Annotated in this window: 16 protein-coding genes and 1 pseudogene; 9 read left to right on the forward strand and 8 right to left on the reverse strand. The window is 59.0% G+C overall.

Annotated features, from left to right (window positions below):
- Positions 1–31 precede the first annotated feature (31 nt).
- Together NGM15_RS18095 and NGM15_RS18100 are read left to right on the forward strand one after the other, a co-directional pair.
- Positions 32–694, forward strand: a complete 663-nt coding sequence (locus NGM15_RS18095) for a DUF429 domain-containing protein (protein WP_253438562.1) — start codon at positions 32–34, stop codon at positions 692–694.
- 132 nt (positions 695–826) lie between these two features.
- A pseudogene (locus NGM15_RS18100) lies at positions 827–1499 on the forward strand (IS6 family transposase).
- Positions 1500–3189: 1690 nt separating this feature from the next.
- Here NGM15_RS18100 and scpC read toward each other — a convergent pair.
- The 5 genes from scpC to NGM15_RS18125 form a co-directional block, all read right to left on the reverse strand.
- On the reverse strand, positions 3190–4647 hold the full coding sequence (gene scpC / locus NGM15_RS18105; protein ID WP_253438565.1) for a succinyl-CoA:acetate CoA-transferase ScpC: 1458 nt from the start codon (positions 4645–4647) through the stop codon (positions 3190–3192).
- A gap of 7 nt (positions 4648–4654) precedes the next feature.
- Positions 4655–5218, reverse strand: coding sequence for a MaoC family dehydratase (locus NGM15_RS18110; protein WP_253438568.1), 564 nt, complete (start codon positions 5216–5218; stop codon positions 4655–4657).
- 89 nt (positions 5219–5307) lie between these two features.
- Entirely contained in the window at positions 5308–6513 is a 1206-nt protein-coding gene (locus tag NGM15_RS18115) for an acyl-CoA dehydrogenase family protein (RefSeq protein ID WP_253438571.1), read from the reverse strand.
- Positions 6514–6592: 79 nt separating this feature from the next.
- A complete protein-coding gene (locus NGM15_RS18120; protein WP_253438574.1) occupies positions 6593–7459 on the reverse strand; it encodes an NAD(P)-dependent oxidoreductase in 867 nt (288 codons plus the stop codon).
- Between the two features lie 3 nt (positions 7460–7462).
- Complete coding sequence (locus NGM15_RS18125) at positions 7463–7864, reverse strand: cupin domain-containing protein (RefSeq protein WP_253438577.1); 402 nt, start codon at positions 7862–7864, stop codon at positions 7463–7465.
- A gap of 115 nt (positions 7865–7979) precedes the next feature.
- Here NGM15_RS18125 and NGM15_RS18130 point away from each other — a divergent pair, with 115 nt between their 5' ends.
- The 7 genes from NGM15_RS18130 (at position 7980) to NGM15_RS18160 (ending at position 15445) form a co-directional block, all read left to right on the forward strand.
- Positions 7980–8855: an NAD(P)-dependent oxidoreductase gene (locus NGM15_RS18130; protein ID WP_253438580.1), complete on the forward strand. Its 876-nt coding sequence runs from the start codon at positions 7980–7982 to the stop codon at positions 8853–8855.
- A gap of 115 nt (positions 8856–8970) precedes the next feature.
- Positions 8971–10560, forward strand: coding sequence for a class I adenylate-forming enzyme family protein (locus tag NGM15_RS18135; RefSeq protein ID WP_253438583.1), 1590 nt, complete (start codon positions 8971–8973; stop codon positions 10558–10560).
- Positions 10561–10631: 71 nt separating this feature from the next.
- Positions 10632–11513, forward strand: a complete 882-nt coding sequence (locus NGM15_RS18140) for a branched-chain amino acid ABC transporter permease (RefSeq protein ID WP_253438586.1) — start codon at positions 10632–10634, stop codon at positions 11511–11513.
- Between the two features lie 105 nt (positions 11514–11618).
- Positions 11619–12572, forward strand: coding sequence for a branched-chain amino acid ABC transporter permease (locus tag NGM15_RS18145; RefSeq protein WP_253438589.1), 954 nt, complete (start codon positions 11619–11621; stop codon positions 12570–12572).
- A 1-nt stretch (position 12573) separates the two neighbouring features.
- The gene (locus NGM15_RS18150) at positions 12574–13374 is read left to right on the forward strand and encodes an ABC transporter ATP-binding protein (protein WP_253438592.1); all 801 of its coding nucleotides are present in this window, start codon (positions 12574–12576) and stop codon (positions 13372–13374) included.
- Complete coding sequence (locus NGM15_RS18155; RefSeq protein WP_253438595.1) at positions 13367–14074, forward strand: ABC transporter ATP-binding protein; 708 nt, start codon at positions 13367–13369, stop codon at positions 14072–14074. The genes NGM15_RS18150 and NGM15_RS18155 overlap by 8 nt, the downstream gene beginning before the upstream one ends.
- A gap of 111 nt (positions 14075–14185) precedes the next feature.
- On the forward strand, positions 14186–15445 hold the full coding sequence (locus NGM15_RS18160; protein WP_253438598.1) for an ABC transporter substrate-binding protein: 1260 nt from the start codon (positions 14186–14188) through the stop codon (positions 15443–15445).
- A 122-nt stretch (positions 15446–15567) separates the two neighbouring features.
- Here NGM15_RS18160 and NGM15_RS18165 read toward each other — a convergent pair whose 3' ends face one another.
- From NGM15_RS18165 to NGM15_RS18175, 3 genes are all read right to left on the reverse strand, one after another.
- Positions 15568–16416 carry an MBL fold metallo-hydrolase gene (locus NGM15_RS18165; RefSeq protein ID WP_253438601.1) on the reverse strand — a complete coding sequence of 283 codons (849 nt, stop codon included), beginning with the start codon at positions 16414–16416 and terminating at the stop codon, positions 15568–15570.
- An 89-nt stretch (positions 16417–16505) separates the two neighbouring features.
- Positions 16506–17468 carry an NADPH:quinone reductase gene (locus NGM15_RS18170; RefSeq protein ID WP_253438604.1) on the reverse strand — a complete coding sequence of 321 codons (963 nt, stop codon included), beginning with the start codon at positions 17466–17468 and terminating at the stop codon, positions 16506–16508.
- Between the two features lie 210 nt (positions 17469–17678).
- The gene (locus NGM15_RS18175) at positions 17679–18818 is read right to left on the reverse strand and encodes an MFS transporter (protein WP_253438607.1); all 1140 of its coding nucleotides are present in this window, start codon (positions 18816–18818) and stop codon (positions 17679–17681) included.
- Positions 18819–18854: the final 36 nt, after the last annotated feature.

Raw genomic sequence — 18854 nt, forward strand, 5'->3', positions numbered from 1 at the left:
TCGCAAAACAAACATCGCCACCACGAATCAGATGCTCGTTGACGTCCCGATTGGGCTTTATGATGAAAACGACGACGAAACTGGTGAGCGAGGCCGCGACTGTGACACGTTCGCACGCCGCGTTCTCGGATCAAGGTCCTCGAGCGTATTTACGCCGCCAGCACGGCAGGCCGCGCAGGAAGCTACCCAAGATCGATCACACGAGACGGTTTCGAACACGAACCGAAAAATCGTTGAGAAGGGCCTCTCGATCCAGGCGTACCACATCGCCCCCGGTATCGACGAAATCGACTCATTTCTCACGCCTGATGACGACGATGAACGGCAACTCCGGCGCGAACGAATAGATGAAGCACATCCAGAAGTGTGCTTCGCTGCGTTCGCTAGTGATCAACTCCAGTACTCGAAAGCGAGCGCAATCGGATTCGGAGAACGCCTTTCAGCTCTGGAGAACGTTATTGATGAGCCTGGCGAGATGTTCCGCGCAATCAGCCGCGACCTCGTAGACCGTGCGGAGGATTTCAAAGTTAGCGCTATTGACCCCGATGACGTCCTTGATGCGATGGCTTTAGCCGTCGCAGCCTCGGCGGACGAGTACGAGCGACAGACGCTCCCTGAGGACCCGCCAACTGATTGTCTTGGTCTCCCGATGCAGATCGTATATAGAGCCGAAAACTCGTTCGAAAGTAGCTAATCAAGCGAGACCGTGACTGGTATTGTAACGAGAGCGTTCGTGTATCTCGGGAGTATGATATCAGTAGCTCAATGGCAGTATCTAGTTAGGCCAGTTTGAGGAACGAGCAGGTCGTGGAAGTAGTTTGGAATGATGCTCACGGACCTGCTCAGCGGTCATACGCAGCGGAATTTGATGAATGGTGGGAGCGCGAGCGGACGGCGATTGCGCCAGGGTGTTCATCATCCACCTTCACACGACCGGTTGTTCACTTTGAGAGATACAAGCGATTCTCCGCTTACTCGGCGTTGAACGGTTTCACTAGGTCATCTGTCAGTGGGTGAATCGACTGGCTGACAGCATACCAGACCCGCCGAGGGCGAAACTCTCACGGGTCGCGGTTGATGAGACCGCTGTCGAGATCAACAGCGACTTGTATTGGGTGTATGATGCAATAGAAATCGACTCTCGGTCACTCCTCAATGTCGCAGTCTTTGGACGACGAAGCACCGATCCAGCCGCTGCGTTCCTGTACCGATTGACCGAGAACCACGAGCTCACTGACGTTCTGATTCTCATCGATGGCTACGGCTATCTCACTGCCCTTTGCCGATCTGGATTGAGCGATCACCTCAACTACGTCAAGCAGAACCCGATCGAGAAGTGGGTTCACACGTTGAATATATGGATTGACCGTTTTCATAACACGTGGGCAGGAAGTCGGGTGAGCGTCAAAAGATAGATTGAACAGTTTGTACACTACTATAACAATCAACGACCATATCAATTACTCAACGAACAGACGCCAACGGAGGTGCCAGAGTAGACGGTGCCTATGGTGACATTTTATCAATCCAAATCACTAGTCCAATCTTCTACACATTCGGTGTTGAACTGGTATACTCGACTATCCATAATTGGACCCGCAAAGCAGACTTAGAGCTCGAGTCTAGAAGAAGCACAGATCACGCTTCAGTTGATGAGACGTCGATACGATTCAACGATGGACAATGGTGGCTGTACGTCTCTGTGATTCAGCCCCAAACGATTTCCTGCATACGAAGCTCGATCCGACCAGAAACAAGGCTCTTGCGAGTACCTTCCAGTAGGAACTATCCAAGAAACACGGCGCAGACGACGCTGTGGCTATCGTTCGTAGCGACCGATCGTTGAACTACGCCTGTCAACGATATGGTCTCGATTTCAGAAACGAACGGCACGTAAATCGAGACAGTAGCGATCGTATCAACCACCAGGTAAAACGACGTACCTCTTTGTGTTCAAACTGTTTTAATCATGCTCTCACGATTGAGTGGTTGGTTCGACTGAAATTTTCGATGGCGTAGGACCAGAACGCACGACATGAAATTACATCAATTCGACTTCAAAATGACCTGTGAAAGATATTGGAATGCGTCTCACTTCAGATATACCCAGCAGACCGCGTTTCAATGTCTCGAACAGGGGCGTGTACGTTCAGTCTCCGTATACAGGCCAACGTAATTCTCGAATTCAATCGATGTCCTATATGGGTTACAAACATAACGTTGTAATAGTTGGTTAGGGAGGAGATGAGAACAAATCCGACGTGATCGCAGCAATGATGGTACTGTTCAACGACCGAATCTACTGATCGATAGCGATTGTATCGAGCGTGATGCAGACAAGATCCAACGAATACCTATGTCCTTCTCGCAAGACCCGAGGATGGCACTCACAACGATTTCGAACCACGATTGACCGCTCAGAATAGACCGACGTTGCGTCGGTTACGGACGGTAGAATCGAATTGATTCTACGATCCATCGAACCAGGGCACACCTGACGATAACACCAGTACGATTGTTATGCTGTATTACCAGCGATCAGTAGAAATGTTAGTACTCCCACTACCTTCCCTGCTCAAATGCCCTATCCTATCGGAGCGTCAGTTGCGGCATATGTGGGATGTTGGCGAATACCGTTCCACATCGTCGCATATGGGTACTAGTCCTATTGATGCCGCGATAGTGTTCTTCATATTCACGGTTTTTAGATTTGAATCGGACGTTCGTGGTGAATTTTGGCTAATACAGCTAAGCACAGAAATCAACAGTGGTAACTACCTATACAGGTGTTCCGAATTACGGAACGACTTTCGAACGTGCTTCTACGTTCCGTTCGAGGCCGCGTTACCATGTGGTTCGGTACGAGTTACCGACTCCCCGATTGGCCGAGAACGACCTGAAACAAGCCACGAAGTGGCAAACTTGCTCGTCTCGATACGTTGTGACAATACGAACCCGCTTGTCGATCCGAACCGGTGTCCTCTAGGCTGGGACAGGAAATTCATCCTCTCAGGAGGACGCTAGCAGCGCAGGACGTTATCGCTCCGAAACCGTTGCGTGTGCTCGGTGGGCACAGGTCGCTTTGCGAGGTCTCTAGAATTCGCCCGGTGGTCGCCCGTATTCGACAATAGCGAACTGACGCGTCATCTCAGAACGCATCCAGCGGAAATCCACGCGAGACGTGGTTCCTCACGTGTTGGTCGTCCAGGTGAAGACGGATTCGAGATCATGCGGGATGTGTCCGCGTCCGCAGTCGGCTCGCTTCAGATAGGCCGATAAATCGTCACGGAATGTCGGGTCTGCACACTCATCAACGAGAACCTCCGCACACTCGCGGGGCGATAGCGCGCGCAGGTCCGCGACGCCATGTTCAGTCACAACGATTCCGAAGTCGTGCTCTGTATGATCGACGTGCGGAACCATCGGCACGATTCGGGAGATGCTTCCGTCGGCGGCGGTCGAGGACAGCGCAATCACCGAAACTTGACCGTTCCGGGTGAAGTCGCCGCTGCCGCCAATCCCGTTGACGATCTGCGATCCATTGATGTGCGTCGAGTTCGCGTGTCCGTATAGGTCCACTTCGAGCGCGCTGTTGACCGAGACGACGCCGAACTTGTCTACGAGTTCCGGTCTGTTCGAGAGCGAAGCCGGTCGGAGAATCACGTTTTTGGCGTACCGTTCCGCGTTGTCGAACAATCTATCCTGGCCCTCCTCGGAGAGCGCGAACGAAGTCGCACTCGCGACTTCGAGTTTCCCGGCGTCGAGCATGTCGAGCAGTCCGTCCTGGATGACTTCCCCGTAATACACGATGTCGCGGCCACCGAAGTCGACGGAACGAAATGCGCCCATGAGCGCATTTCCGAGACCGCCGACACCGAACTGTAAGTGAATGCGTTCGGCCATGGCGGGGTTTTGGGTACACTCGGTTTTGAGGAAGTCCGTGAGGTTCTCGGCGATCGCTTCATCGACTGGCGTCGGGTCGCGGAACTCGTACGGTTGATCGCGGACGTTCGTTTCGACGACAGCTTCCAGTTTCTCCTGTTCGAACGATATCATCGGATTGCCAATCCGTTCGCCGGGTGACGAGAGCGGGATAGATTCGCTCCGCGGCGGGAGGCCTACCCGATACACGTCATGAAACGCCTGTAGGGAAAGCGGCTGCTCGTAATTAATCTCGACAATGAGCCGGTCGGCCGCCTCGACGAACGCACGCGTCTGGCCGATCGACGTCGACGGGACGAACCATCCGTCTCCGACCGCGATTGCTTCGACGATAGCCACGTTCGGTTTCGGGAGATGTCCAAGCAACACGTCTTCGCCTAACCGGGCGATGTGCCTATCCTGAAAGGCGATCTGCCGGTCGTTAACTGCCTCACGTGAGGCCGTTCGCGCCTGGTAGGTGTACCGTCGAGAGATGGCGTCGGCTTCAACGAGCGCTGTGTCAATCTCGTTTCCGACGCTGCCGCCGCTGATGATGGATAGCGACAGGTCGCGGTCGTCATTGGCCAGCGCCAGAGGGATTTCTTTTGGGTAACCGACACTCCCGAAACCGCTCACAGCGAGCGTTGCGTCCGCCGGAATCGTCGCGGCCGCCCTCGCTGCATCTGTAACTTCGTGGTCGTCACTGAGGCGTTCTGTGATCTCCATGCTGCTGTTACTCCTCTGTGGTGAGGTCCGACGGTTGAACGCCGATACCTTCCGGCCAGCCTGGCGGCTGGGCGGCCGAGGGGCGGGCGTACTCGCGCGTCAGGAGCATTCCGCTCCGTTCGAGCGAAAGCACCAGTTCGTCGTCCTGGTTATACGCGCGCAGTTCGGTCGTGACGATTCCCACATGGTCGCGCGATTCGCTGTCGCGTTTCTCGACGACCTCACTCTCGGCGAACAGCGTGTCGCCGTGGAAGACCGGGGCATGGTGTCGAACATCGTCGTATCCGAGGTTCGCCGTAGCGTTCATCGACACGTCGATGACGCTCATGCCGACCGCCATAGCGATAACGACCAACCCGTTGACGAGGCGCTCTCCGAACTCCGTCCGGGAAGCGTAGGCCTCGTTGAAATGCATCGGATTGAGATTCATCGTGACATTGGTTATCCACACGTCGTCGGTCTCGGTCACCGTTCGACCGTAAGGATGCTTGTAGACATCGCCTACTTCGAAATCCTCGTAGTAGCGTCCGTGCCATCCGTTAACGAGACGGCGATCACTCTTTTCGGACATATAGCCCTCTTTGGCGGACACTGGTATAAAACTGCCCACCAATGAGGTCAACCCGCTCGACGGTACGATTGGGCGACTTCGATCCCGGTTCAGTACGACCGTGGGAGTCCCAGAACCTTTTCGCCGATGTAGTTCAGGACGAGCTGCTGTGCGATGGGAACCAGTCGGGTCAACCGCGCTTCCCTGAAGTAGCGCTCGACGTCATACTCGCGGGCCACGCCGAACCCGCCGTGGGCCTGAACGGCGGCGTCGGCGGCGTCGAACGCCGCCTCTGCGGCCAGGAATTTCGCCATGTTCGCTCGCGTCCCAATCTCCCTCTCGGAGCCGTTAGCGACGGCGTTTGCCGCGGTGTAGGTTAGAGACTTCGCCGCTTGTACGTTCGCATACGCCTCTGCGAACGGATGCTGAATCGCCTGGTTTTTCCCGATTTGACGACCGAATACCTCGCGTTCACGCGCGTATCGGACGCCGCTGTCGATTGCTAATTCGCCCAGGCCGATACACTCAGCGGCGATGACCAGTCGCTCCTCGTTCAGTCCATCGAGCATCTGGTAGAAGCCGTTGCCCTCCTCACCGACGAGGTTCTCCGCTGGGATACGAAGATCGTTGAACCAGAGTTCGAAGGAGTGGACGAAGTTGCTTGCCGTCTTCGGAATAGACTTCATCTCCAGACCGCCTCCATCAAGCGCGTTCTCGATGTCGACGAGGAACATCGAAATCCCCCGCGTCCGTTTGTCGACCTCCTCCCTGGGCGTCGTTCGGGCCATCAACAGGATGTAGTCACTCTCGTCAACCCGAGAGATCCAAATCTTCTGCCCGTTGATGACGTATTCGTCGCCATCCCTCTCGGCGGTGGTTTCCATCGCTGTCGAGTCAGACCCCGCGTTTGGCTCAGTGAGTCCGAACGACTGGATTGCCGTCTCCCCCTCGGCGACCCTGGGGAGCAAGTCCTCCTTCAGTTCCTCGCTGCCGTACTTGACTAGCGGTGCGCTGTTATAAATACCGCCGTGGATTGCCTGAGCCGCGCTGAACCCGCCGCCGTTCGCTGCGATCTCTTCGAACATGACGACGGTCTCAGGGGTTCCCATCCCGGCACCGCCGTACTCCTCGGGGATGAGGATGCCGAACCAGCCCCCGTCGGCCAGCATCTCGGCAAATTCGCTCGGGTACTCCCCGTCTCTGTCCTTCTGCCGCCAGTACTCTTCGTCGAACTCGCTGCAGATGCCACGAATGCTGTCCTGGACCAGGTGCTGCTGTGCAGACAGCTCTACAGTATCTATCGGAATCTCGACCATACAACGCAGGTTCGAGCGGTCTCAGAATAAAGCTATGGGATGCCCGCTACCGGGTGAGGCTCGTGAGACGCGCGTCGAGTTACTCGTCCACGAGAAGTTTCACGACCGCCGAAGCGTCGAGATCGCCGTACCCCAACCGCTCGGCGAGTCGGTAGAGGCCGCTGGCGCCGCCGAGTAACAGAGAGACCTCGTGATCGGCCGCGAACCGCTCAGCGAGCGTCACGTCCTTACACATGAGTGAGAGCGTGAACTCAGAGTCGAACTCGTCAGGGAGAATGAAGCGTTCCATGTTCCGATCGAGGGCGTAGGACGCCCCGGAGGCGTCCGCGACGGTTTCGGCGAATACCTCGTCGTCGATTCCGGATGCCCGAGCCATTGCCAGCCCCTCGCTCAATACGAGCTGGTTCATCCCGAACATGTAGTTGTTGATGACCTTGAGTGAGGCGCCGGCGCCGGTCTCGCCTACGTGGTGGATCGTCTCGCCGATGGTTTCGAGGACGGGCCGAACGGCGTCAAGGGTCTCCGCCGGGCCGCCGACAAGCATCGTGAGCGACCCCGTTGCCGCGTTTCGTGCGCCACCGCTGACCGGCGCGTCGAGGAATTCGATCCCAGCCTCGGCACAGGCATCCGCAACCCGTTTCGAGGCCATCGGTGAGACTGTGCTAGTGTCGATGAGGACGTCCCCCTCGGACAAACCTTCGACGACGCCGTCGTCGTCGAGGGTCGCCGCGAGGAGCGCTTCGTCGGCCGGAAGCGACAGGAGCACAACGTCGGCGCGCCGGCCGACGTCGGCCCCGGAATCGGCCGCGTGTGCGCCCTGGTCGGCCAGCTCCTTGAGTCGGTTTTCGTCGATGTCGAAGAGGACGGCTTCGTATTCGGCGAGCAATACTTCGGCGACGCGACCGCCGATGTTTCCGAGTCCGACAACGCCCACGGTATCCATCATCGGTCAGTTGTTCTCCGGAGCCCACTCGTCCAGCGATTCGTACGGGGGTGTCCAGATGACGATGAGTTCCAGGATTTCCTCGCCCGTGTTCGTCACCTGATGGTACGCATCACGCGGCAAGTAGACGAACGACTCGGGTTCGAGGTCGTGTGTTTCCTGGTCGTCTTCGTCGTCGGGGTGACTGATCCGAATTGACCCCGTTCCAGAACGAACGAAAATTAACTGCTCGGAGTCCTCGTGGGCGTGCCAGTAGTCCTGCCCTCCTGGACCCATACTCGTGAGTCGGAAGACGACATCGTCCGATCCGCGGGAGGGATTGATCAGTTCCCGTGAATTCGTTTCCTCGTGGTGTGGCACGTCGAACGAATCGACATCCGACGGTTTGCAGACGAACGGCTCTGTCATAGCTACGTGTAGTCTCACCGTCGATACCCTTTAGTTTTGTTATCATCTGTCACACCACAGTGATCGGATCTTAACGGGGGAAACGTACTTTTCGTCGTCGCGTGTGGGACGATATATGCCACAGGTAGGATTCATCGGCCTTGGCGACATGGGCGGCCCCATAGCAACACACCTCATCGATGCAGGAATCGACGTAACGGCGTTCGATCTGGAAAGAGAACGCATCGAAGCCCTCGTCGACGCGGGTGCGACCCCCGCAGACAGCGCATCCGACGCCGTTCGCTCAGCGGACGTGGTGATTCTCTCGCTGCCGGGACCCGACGCAGTGAACGCCGTCGTCGACGAAATCGAGTCCGCGATCGAATCGGAGACGATCCTCGTCGACACGACGACATCGACGCCGCTGACGACCGAACGGATCGCCGAGCGTCTTAACGCGCGAGGTGCGGACGTGATCGGCGCGCCGATTAGCGGCGGAAAAATGGGTGCCCAGGACGGGACTCTCTCCGTGATGGTCGGCGGTGATCGGTCGCTGTTCGAAGCCTGCCGGCCGCTATTCGAGACGTTCGCAACCGACGTGTTCTACGTCGGGGCGGGCCCTGGTGACGGTCACACCGCGAAACTCCTCAACAATTACCTATCTTACACCACGCTACTAGCCACCTCGGAAGCGGTGGTCCTCGGTGATATCGCTGGATTGAATCGTGAACTCCTGGTGGACGTGTTCAACGCCAGCACCGGCCGGAGCAGTGCGTCGGAGGAGAAACTCCCGGAGCAAATTCTCAGCGGCGACTACGACACGGGGTTCCCGTTGGACCTGACTGAGAAGGATCTCAGGCTGTTCACCCAGTTCGGGGAGGAGTGTGACGCGCCGCTGATGCTCGGATCCGTCGTTCGGTACCTCGTCGGCTACGCCCGCTCTCACCAGGGCGACGACGCGGACATGACGCGCGTCTACGATTTCGTCGAAGCCATGATGGTTCGAAAGTGAGCCGACCGCGTGCGCGTCTCGAGGGCGTTCTCGTTCGCGCTCCGCGGGTCAGTCGGTCGCCACGCCGCTCGAGTCGGACGGGAAATTTATTGACCCTCGCCGGAAGTGGGTGACTATGGACGAGCCAGCAGCCGTTACACTCGCTTCATTGCTCGACGAACGGGCTGATCGGTACCCGGAACGGACCGCGGTGCTCGATGGGGACCGATCGCTGACATACAAATTGCTGCGCGAACGCGCGGACGAACTCGCCGCGGGCCTTCGGGATCTCGGCGTCGAGCCGGGCGACTCGGTCGCGATCCTCATGGAGAACCGTGTCGAGTGGGTCGAGACGATGTTCGCCGCCCATCGCATCGGCGCGACCGTCGTCGGAGTAAGTACGTGGTCGAAACCCCGCGAACTGGAGTACTACGTGACGCACTCGGGTGCCGATGCGATCGTCGCGACGGCGTCGTTCGCCGGCACAGACTTCGCGTCGATGCTCGACGACCTCGTCGACGGCGAACTCTCGCACGAGTCGACGACGCCAGGGTCGCTGAACGCGCCCGACGCACCCAATCTCGATACCGTCGTGCTCTTTGGAGAGGAGATGCCGGGAGCCGCATCGTACGCGGACCTGCCCGCCGACCCGGTTGGTCTCGAGAGCGACCCAAACGATGCCGATGATGTCGCCTTACTGTTGTACACGAGCGGGTCGACTTCGAAACCAAAGGGAGTCCCTTTGCTTCACAGCGGGATCATCGAAAACGGCTACCACATCGGGGAACGGATGCACCTGACCCCAGCCGACCGAGTCTGGTTGGCGTCGCCGTTGTTCTGGAGCTACGGCTCTGCGAACGCGCTCGCGGCGCTGACGACGCACGCAGGCAGTCTACTACTCCAGGCCCCGTTCGATCCCGACGTGGCGCTAGATTTGATCGATAAGTACGAGCCTACGGTCTACTACGGCATGACTAACATGACGCGGCAACTGGTCGAGGCCGACGAGTTCGACCCGGCAAATCTCTCGTTTCGGACCGGGACGACTATCGGACCGCCCGAAGAGGTCGCGTACACGATGGACGAACTCGACATTCCGCTGTTGTGTAACGTCTACGGCGCGACCGAAACGTATGGGAACTGCGCGGTCACTGACTGCACGCTCCCGCGCGATGTGCGACTACAGACGCAAGGGCGCCCGCTCCCCGGTCAGGAGATCGCCATCAAGGATCCCGAGACTGGCAAGCATCTCGATCAAGGCGCGGTCGGAGAGATTTGCGTCAACGGGCGAATCACGCCCGGCTACCACAAGAACCCGGAGAAGAATCGGGAAGCCTTCGACGAAGAGGGATACCTCCACATGGGCGATCTCGGCAGACTCGACGAGGACGGTCGCGTCCAGTTCCGCGGGCGATTGAAGAACGTCCTCAAGGTCGGCGGAATCAACGTCTCGCCGATGGAAATCGAAGAACGGGTGCTCGAACACCCCGACGTCGACCAGGCATTTGTCACCGGTCTCGATGACCCCGAAAAGGGAACCGTGGTCGGCCTTGCTGTTGTTCCCGAGTCCGGCGCGACGATTACCGAGGCTGCAGTCCGGGAACACTGTGAGTCATTAGCTTCGTACAAACGTCCATCCTCCGTCGTCGTGGTGAACGCCGTGGATCTCCCGGAGACCGATACCGGGAAAATCAAGCGAAACATCCTCACCGAACTGTTCGAGTGAGTATCGTCGGGGCCGTGTTACCGAAACTCCCACGGCAACACTTATCACGCACCCGGTATCATTAACGCCGTATGGCAGATGCCGCTACCATAATCCAGGCTGCCCTAACAGGACTGATGCAAGGGGGTGTTTACGCGCTCATAAGCATCGGATTGACGATCATATTCGGTGTGCTCGGCATCATAAACTTCGCACAGGCGGACTTCATGATGCTCGGAATGTACGTGGCGCTCACGCTGTTTTTGAGCCTCGCCATAAGTCCAATACTTCTGTTTTTCCTGCTGTTACCGGTGTTCATCGTATTCGGCGCCGTGATACAGCGGGGATTGATCGAACCGATCATAGACGAGCAAGAAGACGCACAGCTCATCCTAACATTCGGGATACTACTCATCCTGCAAAACGGCATGCTGGCTATCTTCGGATCCAGCCCGCAGACGATTTCGGTGCCGTACTCCTCGTCCGCGTTCAGGATCGGGTGGATTACCCTGAATCAGGCGAAGGCAATCGCGTTCGTCTTCGCGATCACGACGGCCTTCGCCATCTTCCTGCTCCTCCGGTACACGGAGTTTGGACGGGCCATTCGAGCAACCGCCGACAACACAACGGCAGCGGGGTACGCCGGGATCAACGTCCAGTGGGTGTACATGGTCGCGTTCGGCCTGGGTATCGCGCTAACTGCCAGCGCCGGCGCGTTGTTGGTGATGTACTTCCCGGCGTCACCGACCGTCGGCTTCGACTTTATCGTTCTAATGTTCGTCGTCGTGGTGGCCGGTGGGCTGGGGAGCGTTAAAGGGGCGCTCATCGCCGGGCTCGTGATCGGCGTGATTGAGAGTCTGAGCGTCGTGTGGCTTCCACTGGAACTCCAGCCAGCCACCATCTTCGTGATGTTTCTGCTCGTCGTATTGCTCCGACCACAGGGGTTGTTCGGAACTGCAGAACGAGGTGTCTAACCGATGGCTATGAATTTACTCACAGATGTCGATGACGAACAGATTCGGCGCGGAGGCCGCGCGATACTCGTAGCGTTATTCGTGTCGTTTCTGGTACTCCCATTTGTGGTAACCGGACAGGGCCTGCTCAGACTGGTCCTGCTCGCGTTCATCTGGTCGGGGTACGCCGCCGCCTGGAACCTATTTAGCGGGTTTTCCGGGTACATCTCCTTCGGTCACGCAGTCTTCTTTGGTCTGGGCGGGTTCACGTCAACGGTCTTACTCGCCGATTATGGCGTCACGCCCTGGATTGGAATGATCGCTGGTGCGCTTGTGGCCGTCGCAGCCGCTATTGTCATCGGACTGGTCACGTTTCGGGCCGGACTGTCGGGCATCTATTTCGCGCTATCGGTGCTCGCGTTCCCGCTCATCCTCGCACCGGTCCTTGTGTGGCTGGGGTACATCGAATTGAGCGTGCCGTTCAACAACGACCAGCCGTACTACTACATGTCCTTCCGGGGACTGTTCGAATACTACTACATCGCCCTCGGAATGCTACTATTCACGATGGCCGTCTGCTGGAAGGTCCAGCGAAGTCGCCTGGGCTTCTATCTCCAGGCAATCAAGAGTAGCGAGGAGGCTGCGGAGAGTCTCGGCGTAAGCGCAATGCGATACAAACTGTACGCACTGTCGCTCAGCGCGTTTCTTTCGGCGATGCTGGGGACCGTCTACACCCAGGTCAACTACATCTTTGCGACACAGGGCATCTTCAGCGTTCACGTCTCCGCAGAGCCGGTGATACTGGCCGTCGCGGGCGGTCTCGGGACGCTATACGGGCCGCTAGTCGCGGGACTCACGCTGTTCCCGCTGGCGGAGATGCTACGGTCGTCGTACGGTTCAGTCATTCCAGGCATCCACAACATTATCTACGGGATCGTGCTCATCGTTGTGATCATCTACTTCCCCGACGGCCTGTACGCGAGTCTTCGTCAGCGGATCATAGGCGATGCAGACAAGCCAGAGGGTAGCACAACCAGCAGCGATATGAAAAGCAGTACCTCGACTGAAAGGAGTGATTGAGATGACGGCAAAACAGACGCAATCGGTAACGCAAGCGGACGGAGAGACCATACTCACAGTTGAGAACGTCACGAAGCGCTTCGGCGGTCTCGTTGCGGTCGATGACGTGAGCTTCGAAGTGCCCGAGGGACAGACACTTGGTCTCATCGGACCCAATGGAGCCGGTAAGACGACGCTGTTCAACGTACTCAACGGGTTCCTCGAACCCAACGAGGGGACGGTCTCCGTCAACGGCGTCGAGCTAACCGATAGCACTCCCGACAAACACGCAAAGCACGGGATGGCCCGAACCTTCCAGTTGGTCAAACCGTTCGGCACGCTGAACGTGCTCGAAAACGTGATGGTTGGCGCGTTCATGAACGATCGGAACCGAAGCGCCGCCGAGCGAAAGGCGCACGAAACGCTCGAGTTCCTCGATATCGACCACCTGGCAGACCGGTCGCCGGAAAACATCACGGTCGCACAAAAAAAGAAGATGGAGCTGTGTCGCGCACTGGCGACGGACCCCGACCTGCTACTTGTCGACGAAATCATGGCTGGACTGCACGAAGAGGAGATGAATGACTTGATCAGCGCATTGAAACAGATCAACGACGACGGGACGACGATTGTGCTCATCGAGCACGTGATGGACGCGATCATGCAGATTTCGGAGCGGATCATCGTCCTCAACGAAGGGAAGGTAATCGCCGACGATTCACCCGATGACATCGCTAACAACGAGGAGGTCATTGAGGCGTATCTCGGCCAACGGTGGAAAGAACAGCAGGAAGCGGTCGAGGGAGGTGCCGACAATGCTTGAGCTGTCCGACATCGATGTCGCGTACGGCGAGTCTCAGGTCATCTTCGGTGTCGATCTACACGTAAACGAAGGAGAATTCGTTGCGATGATCGGACCGAACGGGGCTGGAAAGAGCACGCTGTTCAAGACGATTTCTGGGAACATGACGCCGAAAGCCGGCACGATCGACTATCGTGGGAATTCCATCGTCGGCATGGACCCCCACGAGATCACGCAACTTGGTATTAGCCACGTCCCCCAGGACGACAGCCTATTCACCGGCCTCACTGTCATCGACAACCTCCGCGTCGGCTCGTTCATGAAGGACGTTCGCGACCAGCGCGAGGAAAATATGGATCTCGTCTTCGATATCTTCCCCAGACTCGAAGAGCGCCGGGATCAGATTGCCGGGACGCTTTCTGGCGGTGAACGGCGGATGCTCGCGGTTGCGAAGGGGCTCATGTCTGATCCCGACCTGCTGATGCTGGACGAGCCCAGCGCGGGGCTCGCGCCGAACCTCGTCGATCTGGTGTTCCAGCGAATCGAACAGATCCGTGAGGAAACCGGCACGACAGTGTTCCTCGTCGAACAGCGCGTTCTCGAATCGCTGGACATCGCCGAACGAGCGTACGTACTGGAGAACGGCCGCATCGAGATGACCGGTCCGACGGACGAGCTTCGGTCGCAAGACGAGATTCAGGAAGCATACCTGGGTCTGTAGGATTACTCCGCCCGATCCGAAACGCGTTCTTTTCGGTCACATCATACCGCCGGGACAGATGTCAACTAGTAACCAATATGTTTATGGTTCACCCATAGCATATGCCATAGTATGCCATCCAGTAGACGGAAGTTTATCGCGGCAGCAGGTGCATCCGGAATGATTGGTGTGGCTGGCTGTACTGGCGGAGACGAAGTTGACGAAGTCGTTCTCGGAACGATCACGCCGCTTTCGGGACCATTCGCGCTCAACGGAACGCTGACCAAGCAGGGGGTCGACTTCGCGGTCGAAGAAATCAACGAAAACGGCGGCATCGAGGCACTCGACGGAGCCGAGATGACCGTCGTCTCGGAGGACACAGGCGAGACGACCGACAGCGCGACGTCGGCCGCACAGGACCTGTATTCTAACCACGCGCCGTCCGCAGCGTTCGGATCGTGGTTGAGCTCGCAGACACTAGCGACAACGTCGGTGTCTGAGCGGCAGGGCGTTCCGCAGTTGACCCTGTCATACTCCGACGAGATCGTCGAGCGTGGCTACGAATACACGTTCCAGCTGGCACCAAAATCCAGCGAACTCGGCGAACAGAGCCTCGACCTGTCGGTCCAGTTAGCGGAGGCAGTCGATAGCGAGATCGAAAAGGTGGCAATCGTCGGGGACAACACCGCCGCCATCACGTTCACCTTCGACCCGCTTCGTGACGAGATTATTCCGAACCGGGACGGCATCGAAATCGTCGTCGATGAGGTCTGGTCGCCGACTCTGACCGACGCGACGCCGATCGTCCGCCAGCTCCAGGAACAGGAGCCCGACGTGATGATCTTCGGGGCGACGGCATTTCCTGACTCCGTCGCCATCTTGCGCAAGATGAACGAACTCGATGTGCAACTCCCGATGATTGGCATCGGGGCGTGGCTCGCGCTCCCGGCGTACATCGAAAACGTCGGCGCGGACCTCGCGGAGGGGATCATGGCGGCGACCGGTGCACACCCATTAGCCGGCCAGGAGGAGAACGTCAGGCGGTTCACGGAGTTCTCCGACGAACCGTTCATGATCCAGGACTCGCTGATCTCCTACGCTGGCGTGTACGTCGTCAAGGAAGCCATCGAGCAGTCCGGCTCGACTGACCCAGGCGACGTTCGGGACGCGATCTCGGACATCGAGCTCACGGAGGGGAACGCGGTCGATTCCTTCCCAATCGACACGATCCAGTTCGAAGACAATGGGCACATGGAGGGTGCCCAACCCGTCCTGGCCCAGTGGAAGGACAGGGAAGACGCCGACTGGGTCGGTACCGAAGCCGCCCCCTTCACCGTCTTCCCTGAGGAGGTCGCCATGCGTGAAGTCGAGTGGACACCGCCAGAGTATTGAACGCTCGAACGCTCGACCGGTCGATTTTTCGGCAGATTATGAGCGGGCCGCGCGTCACGACAAATTGATGCGAACGGTTGCAATCTCGAGTACGTGGACTGAAAAACGGTGCAGAGCGCCGCCTACTCGGCGGGCGTGAGAACAGTGACGTCGCCGACGGTGGCGGATCGGGTCGGCCCCCAGGACGTCTCGATTACCTCGTAGCTCGCTTCGTCGTTCGCGACTGCCGTAAGCGCCTCGCTCACGTGGTCGAGCACCGACAGGTCGTCGTCGCGTATCGGGTCGCCGTGTCCAATAGTGAGCGTGTCAAAGGCGCCCTCGTCCCGGAGACTGACGAGTCGATCGATGGATTCCCGGTACGCGGAGAGATTTGAATCCTCGAAGTGAGCGAAGATCTCGATGCCGGGTTCGAGGACGTCCGACCCGTGACAGACGCCGGTTTCGCGATCCAGGACGGCAAGTAGCCCAGGGGTGTGCCCGGGGACCGGGACCAGTTCGAGTTCGCGATTGCCAACGGTGAGAGTGTCGCCCGGGTCGACTGCCCCGACGTCTGGGATCGGCTCGATGCTGTAGTTGTCCGGGTCGAAACCGTCTGGGAGGGGCTTCCCGAGTTCCAGCCAGTCGGCCATGAACTCTCGGGGGCGCTGGTCGTAGTCATCTTCAAGGACATCGAGCGAGACGGTACCATCGGGTCCGCGCTCGCGACCGTTAATGACTACGTCGTCGAACTGCGTGGCTGCGCCGAGGTGGTCCCAGTGGGAGTGGGTCAGCAGGACGCGAACGTCGCCACCGACGAGATCCTCGACGACCGAACGGAGGTCGCCGATACCGAGGCCGGTGTCGATCAACAGCGCCTCGTCCCCACCGTCGACGACGAACGTGTTACAGGGGAGGACGCCCTGTCCTTCGGTGATCTGGTGGGTTTCTGGCGCGATCCGCTCGATCGTGAACCAGTCAGTCGTGTCGTTCATACGTTCCGTACGATGCCCCGGATGGTTATCTTTTCGTCGCGGACCTGGGAGCGGTGAAACCGCCGCTCTCCCGATCGTTCGCTCCCCCATTACGGGAGTATGATGAGCTTTCCGTGGAAACTGTCCTCTATGACGGCGCGCTGTGCAGCGGCCGCATCCTCTAGGTCGTATCGACGGGCGATGTGGATGTCGAGCCGTCCGTCGGCCAGGAGGACGGCGACCTCCTCGAGAACAGCACCTAGATCGGGTTCGTTCGACATCGCGAACACCTGGACGGTGGCGTCGGTCCGGATCGCCGGCCACATGTCCGTAATCCGGGACTCGTCCTGCGGACCGCCAATGACGACGACAGTACCGTCCGGTGCGAGCACTTCGAGATCGAACTGGAGGTAGCTGCCAATGCGGTGGTCGAGGACGACATCGACGCCGTCAGGTGCGATCTTTTGAGCGGTTGCCAGCAGATCCGGCCGGGCGTAGTCGAGCACCGTGTCGGCTCCGCACTCCCTGGCGAACTCCCTGGACGCCTCCGAACCGGCGGTGGTGACGACGGTCGCGCCGCAGAGCTTTGCGGTCTGGACGGCGACGTGACCGACACCACCGCTCCCGCCGTGGATGAAGCAGGTCGATGTGGGAGTGAGTCTGGCGTGTTCGACGAACGCCAACCACGCGGTCGTGCCGACGACGCCGGCGGCAGCCCCCTGTTCGAAGCTAACTTCGTCCGGGAGCACAGCGTACCGCCTGGGTCGTGCGACAACGTACTCGGCATAGGTTCCCTGACGGTCGTTTTGGAGGCCAGTTCCGAACACGCGATCACCGGGTTCGACGTCAGTCACCGTCTCGCCGACCGATTCGACGATGCCGGCGAAGTCCGCTCCGGGGATCCGGGGTAGCGGATGATCGCGATCGCCTTCCCGCGAGTACACTTCCGTCGGATTCACCCCAATCGCACGAACCTCGACGAGTATCTCGTCAGGTCGCGGCGACGGGTTCGGCACCGATTCGACCTGGAGCTGCTCCGGACCACCGGTTTCATGAAAGCGGGCTGCACGCATGTTGACACACCACGCAACCATCGTAGAAAAGCGTTCTGTACAGGCCTGCCAGGGTGCCGTCGTGAACGCGGCTGGGGTCGGTATTGACGCCGGCCAAAGCGGTTCACCGGTGTCCCACGATTACGTCCATGCCGTCCAATCTCGGTGGGGTGAACGCCAGCGCCGAGACGGTCGACACGTTTCATCTCAGGTGCCCCGCGAGAGCGGGCGTCAGCTCGGATTCGATTCCGGGAGGGCCAACGCGATAACGACAGCAATGGAGGCAATGCCGCCGGAGAACGCGAACGCGAGGAGGTAGGCGCCGCTCCATTCAATGATGAGGCCGGTAAGGATGGGAGCGCCGAATGCGCCGAGAAATCCCATTGCGTTGACGACGGCCAACGCCGTCCCGACGACGTTCGGGGCGACAAGCTCCCTAACGTAGACGAACAGCAGCACCTGACCGATCTGGCTGAAAAAGCCAGCTACGAGCAAGAGCCCGATCGTCAGGCCGACTGACCCGACCAGCGCGATGCCGACGACCGTCGGTGCGGTGACGAGGAACGCGAGGACGACGAGCGGCTTCCGGCGGCCGCCGAACGTGCGATCGGAGAGTACACCGCTAAAGCTTCTGGAGAGCAGGCCGATTGCGGGAAAGGCAGCGGCGAACAGCCCGCTCTGAGTCAGCGAGAGCTGGTACTGATCCCGAAAGTACGTCGGCATCCAGTTGTTGATGATGAAGGTGAGCGATATCGCGATACAGCCCAGCGTCGCGACGCCCCATACGGCCCGGTGCCGGAACACCGCGAGGAACTCCGAGTGCGTCGGTCTGGACTCGGTCATCGTCTCCATCTCGAAGTCTTGGCTCACGATCCAGAACGCGACGGTCAGCACCAATGCCAGCGTCCCGTAGAGGGGGAACGAGAGGGCCCAACCGAACCGCTCGGCGACCAACGGGGTGGCGAACTGGCCAACGGCAAAGCCGAGCGGAACACTCGTCGCGTAGATCGTGATCGCCGTTGCCTGCCTGTCGCTGGCTGCGACGTTACCGACCGCGTTAACGCTGGCCGTCCAGATAGCGACGACGGCCAGGCCGCCGAACAGCCGGCTTCCCAGAAGCGAGAGGTAGCCGCCGGTCCCGGCCGCGTACCAGCCCCATACCGAGGCAACGAATAACCAGGCGCTGCTCGCGAGGAGCGCGTTCCGATTGTCGACGCCGTCCAGCACCATACCGATGGGAATCGCGCCCACGGCCATCGAGAGGAAGAGCACGCTCATGACCCAGCTCGCCGCCGTTGGGCCGATCGAAAGTCGACCCATGATGACGGGAAGCAGGCTCGCTGGCGCGATCTGGTAGGCTGCGACGAACACGTAGACGGTCCAACAGAGGAAAACTGGATACCAGTA

Source organism: Natronosalvus halobius, assembly GCF_024138145.1.
GTDB lineage: Archaea > Halobacteriota > Halobacteria > Halobacteriales > Natrialbaceae > Natronosalvus > Natronosalvus halobius.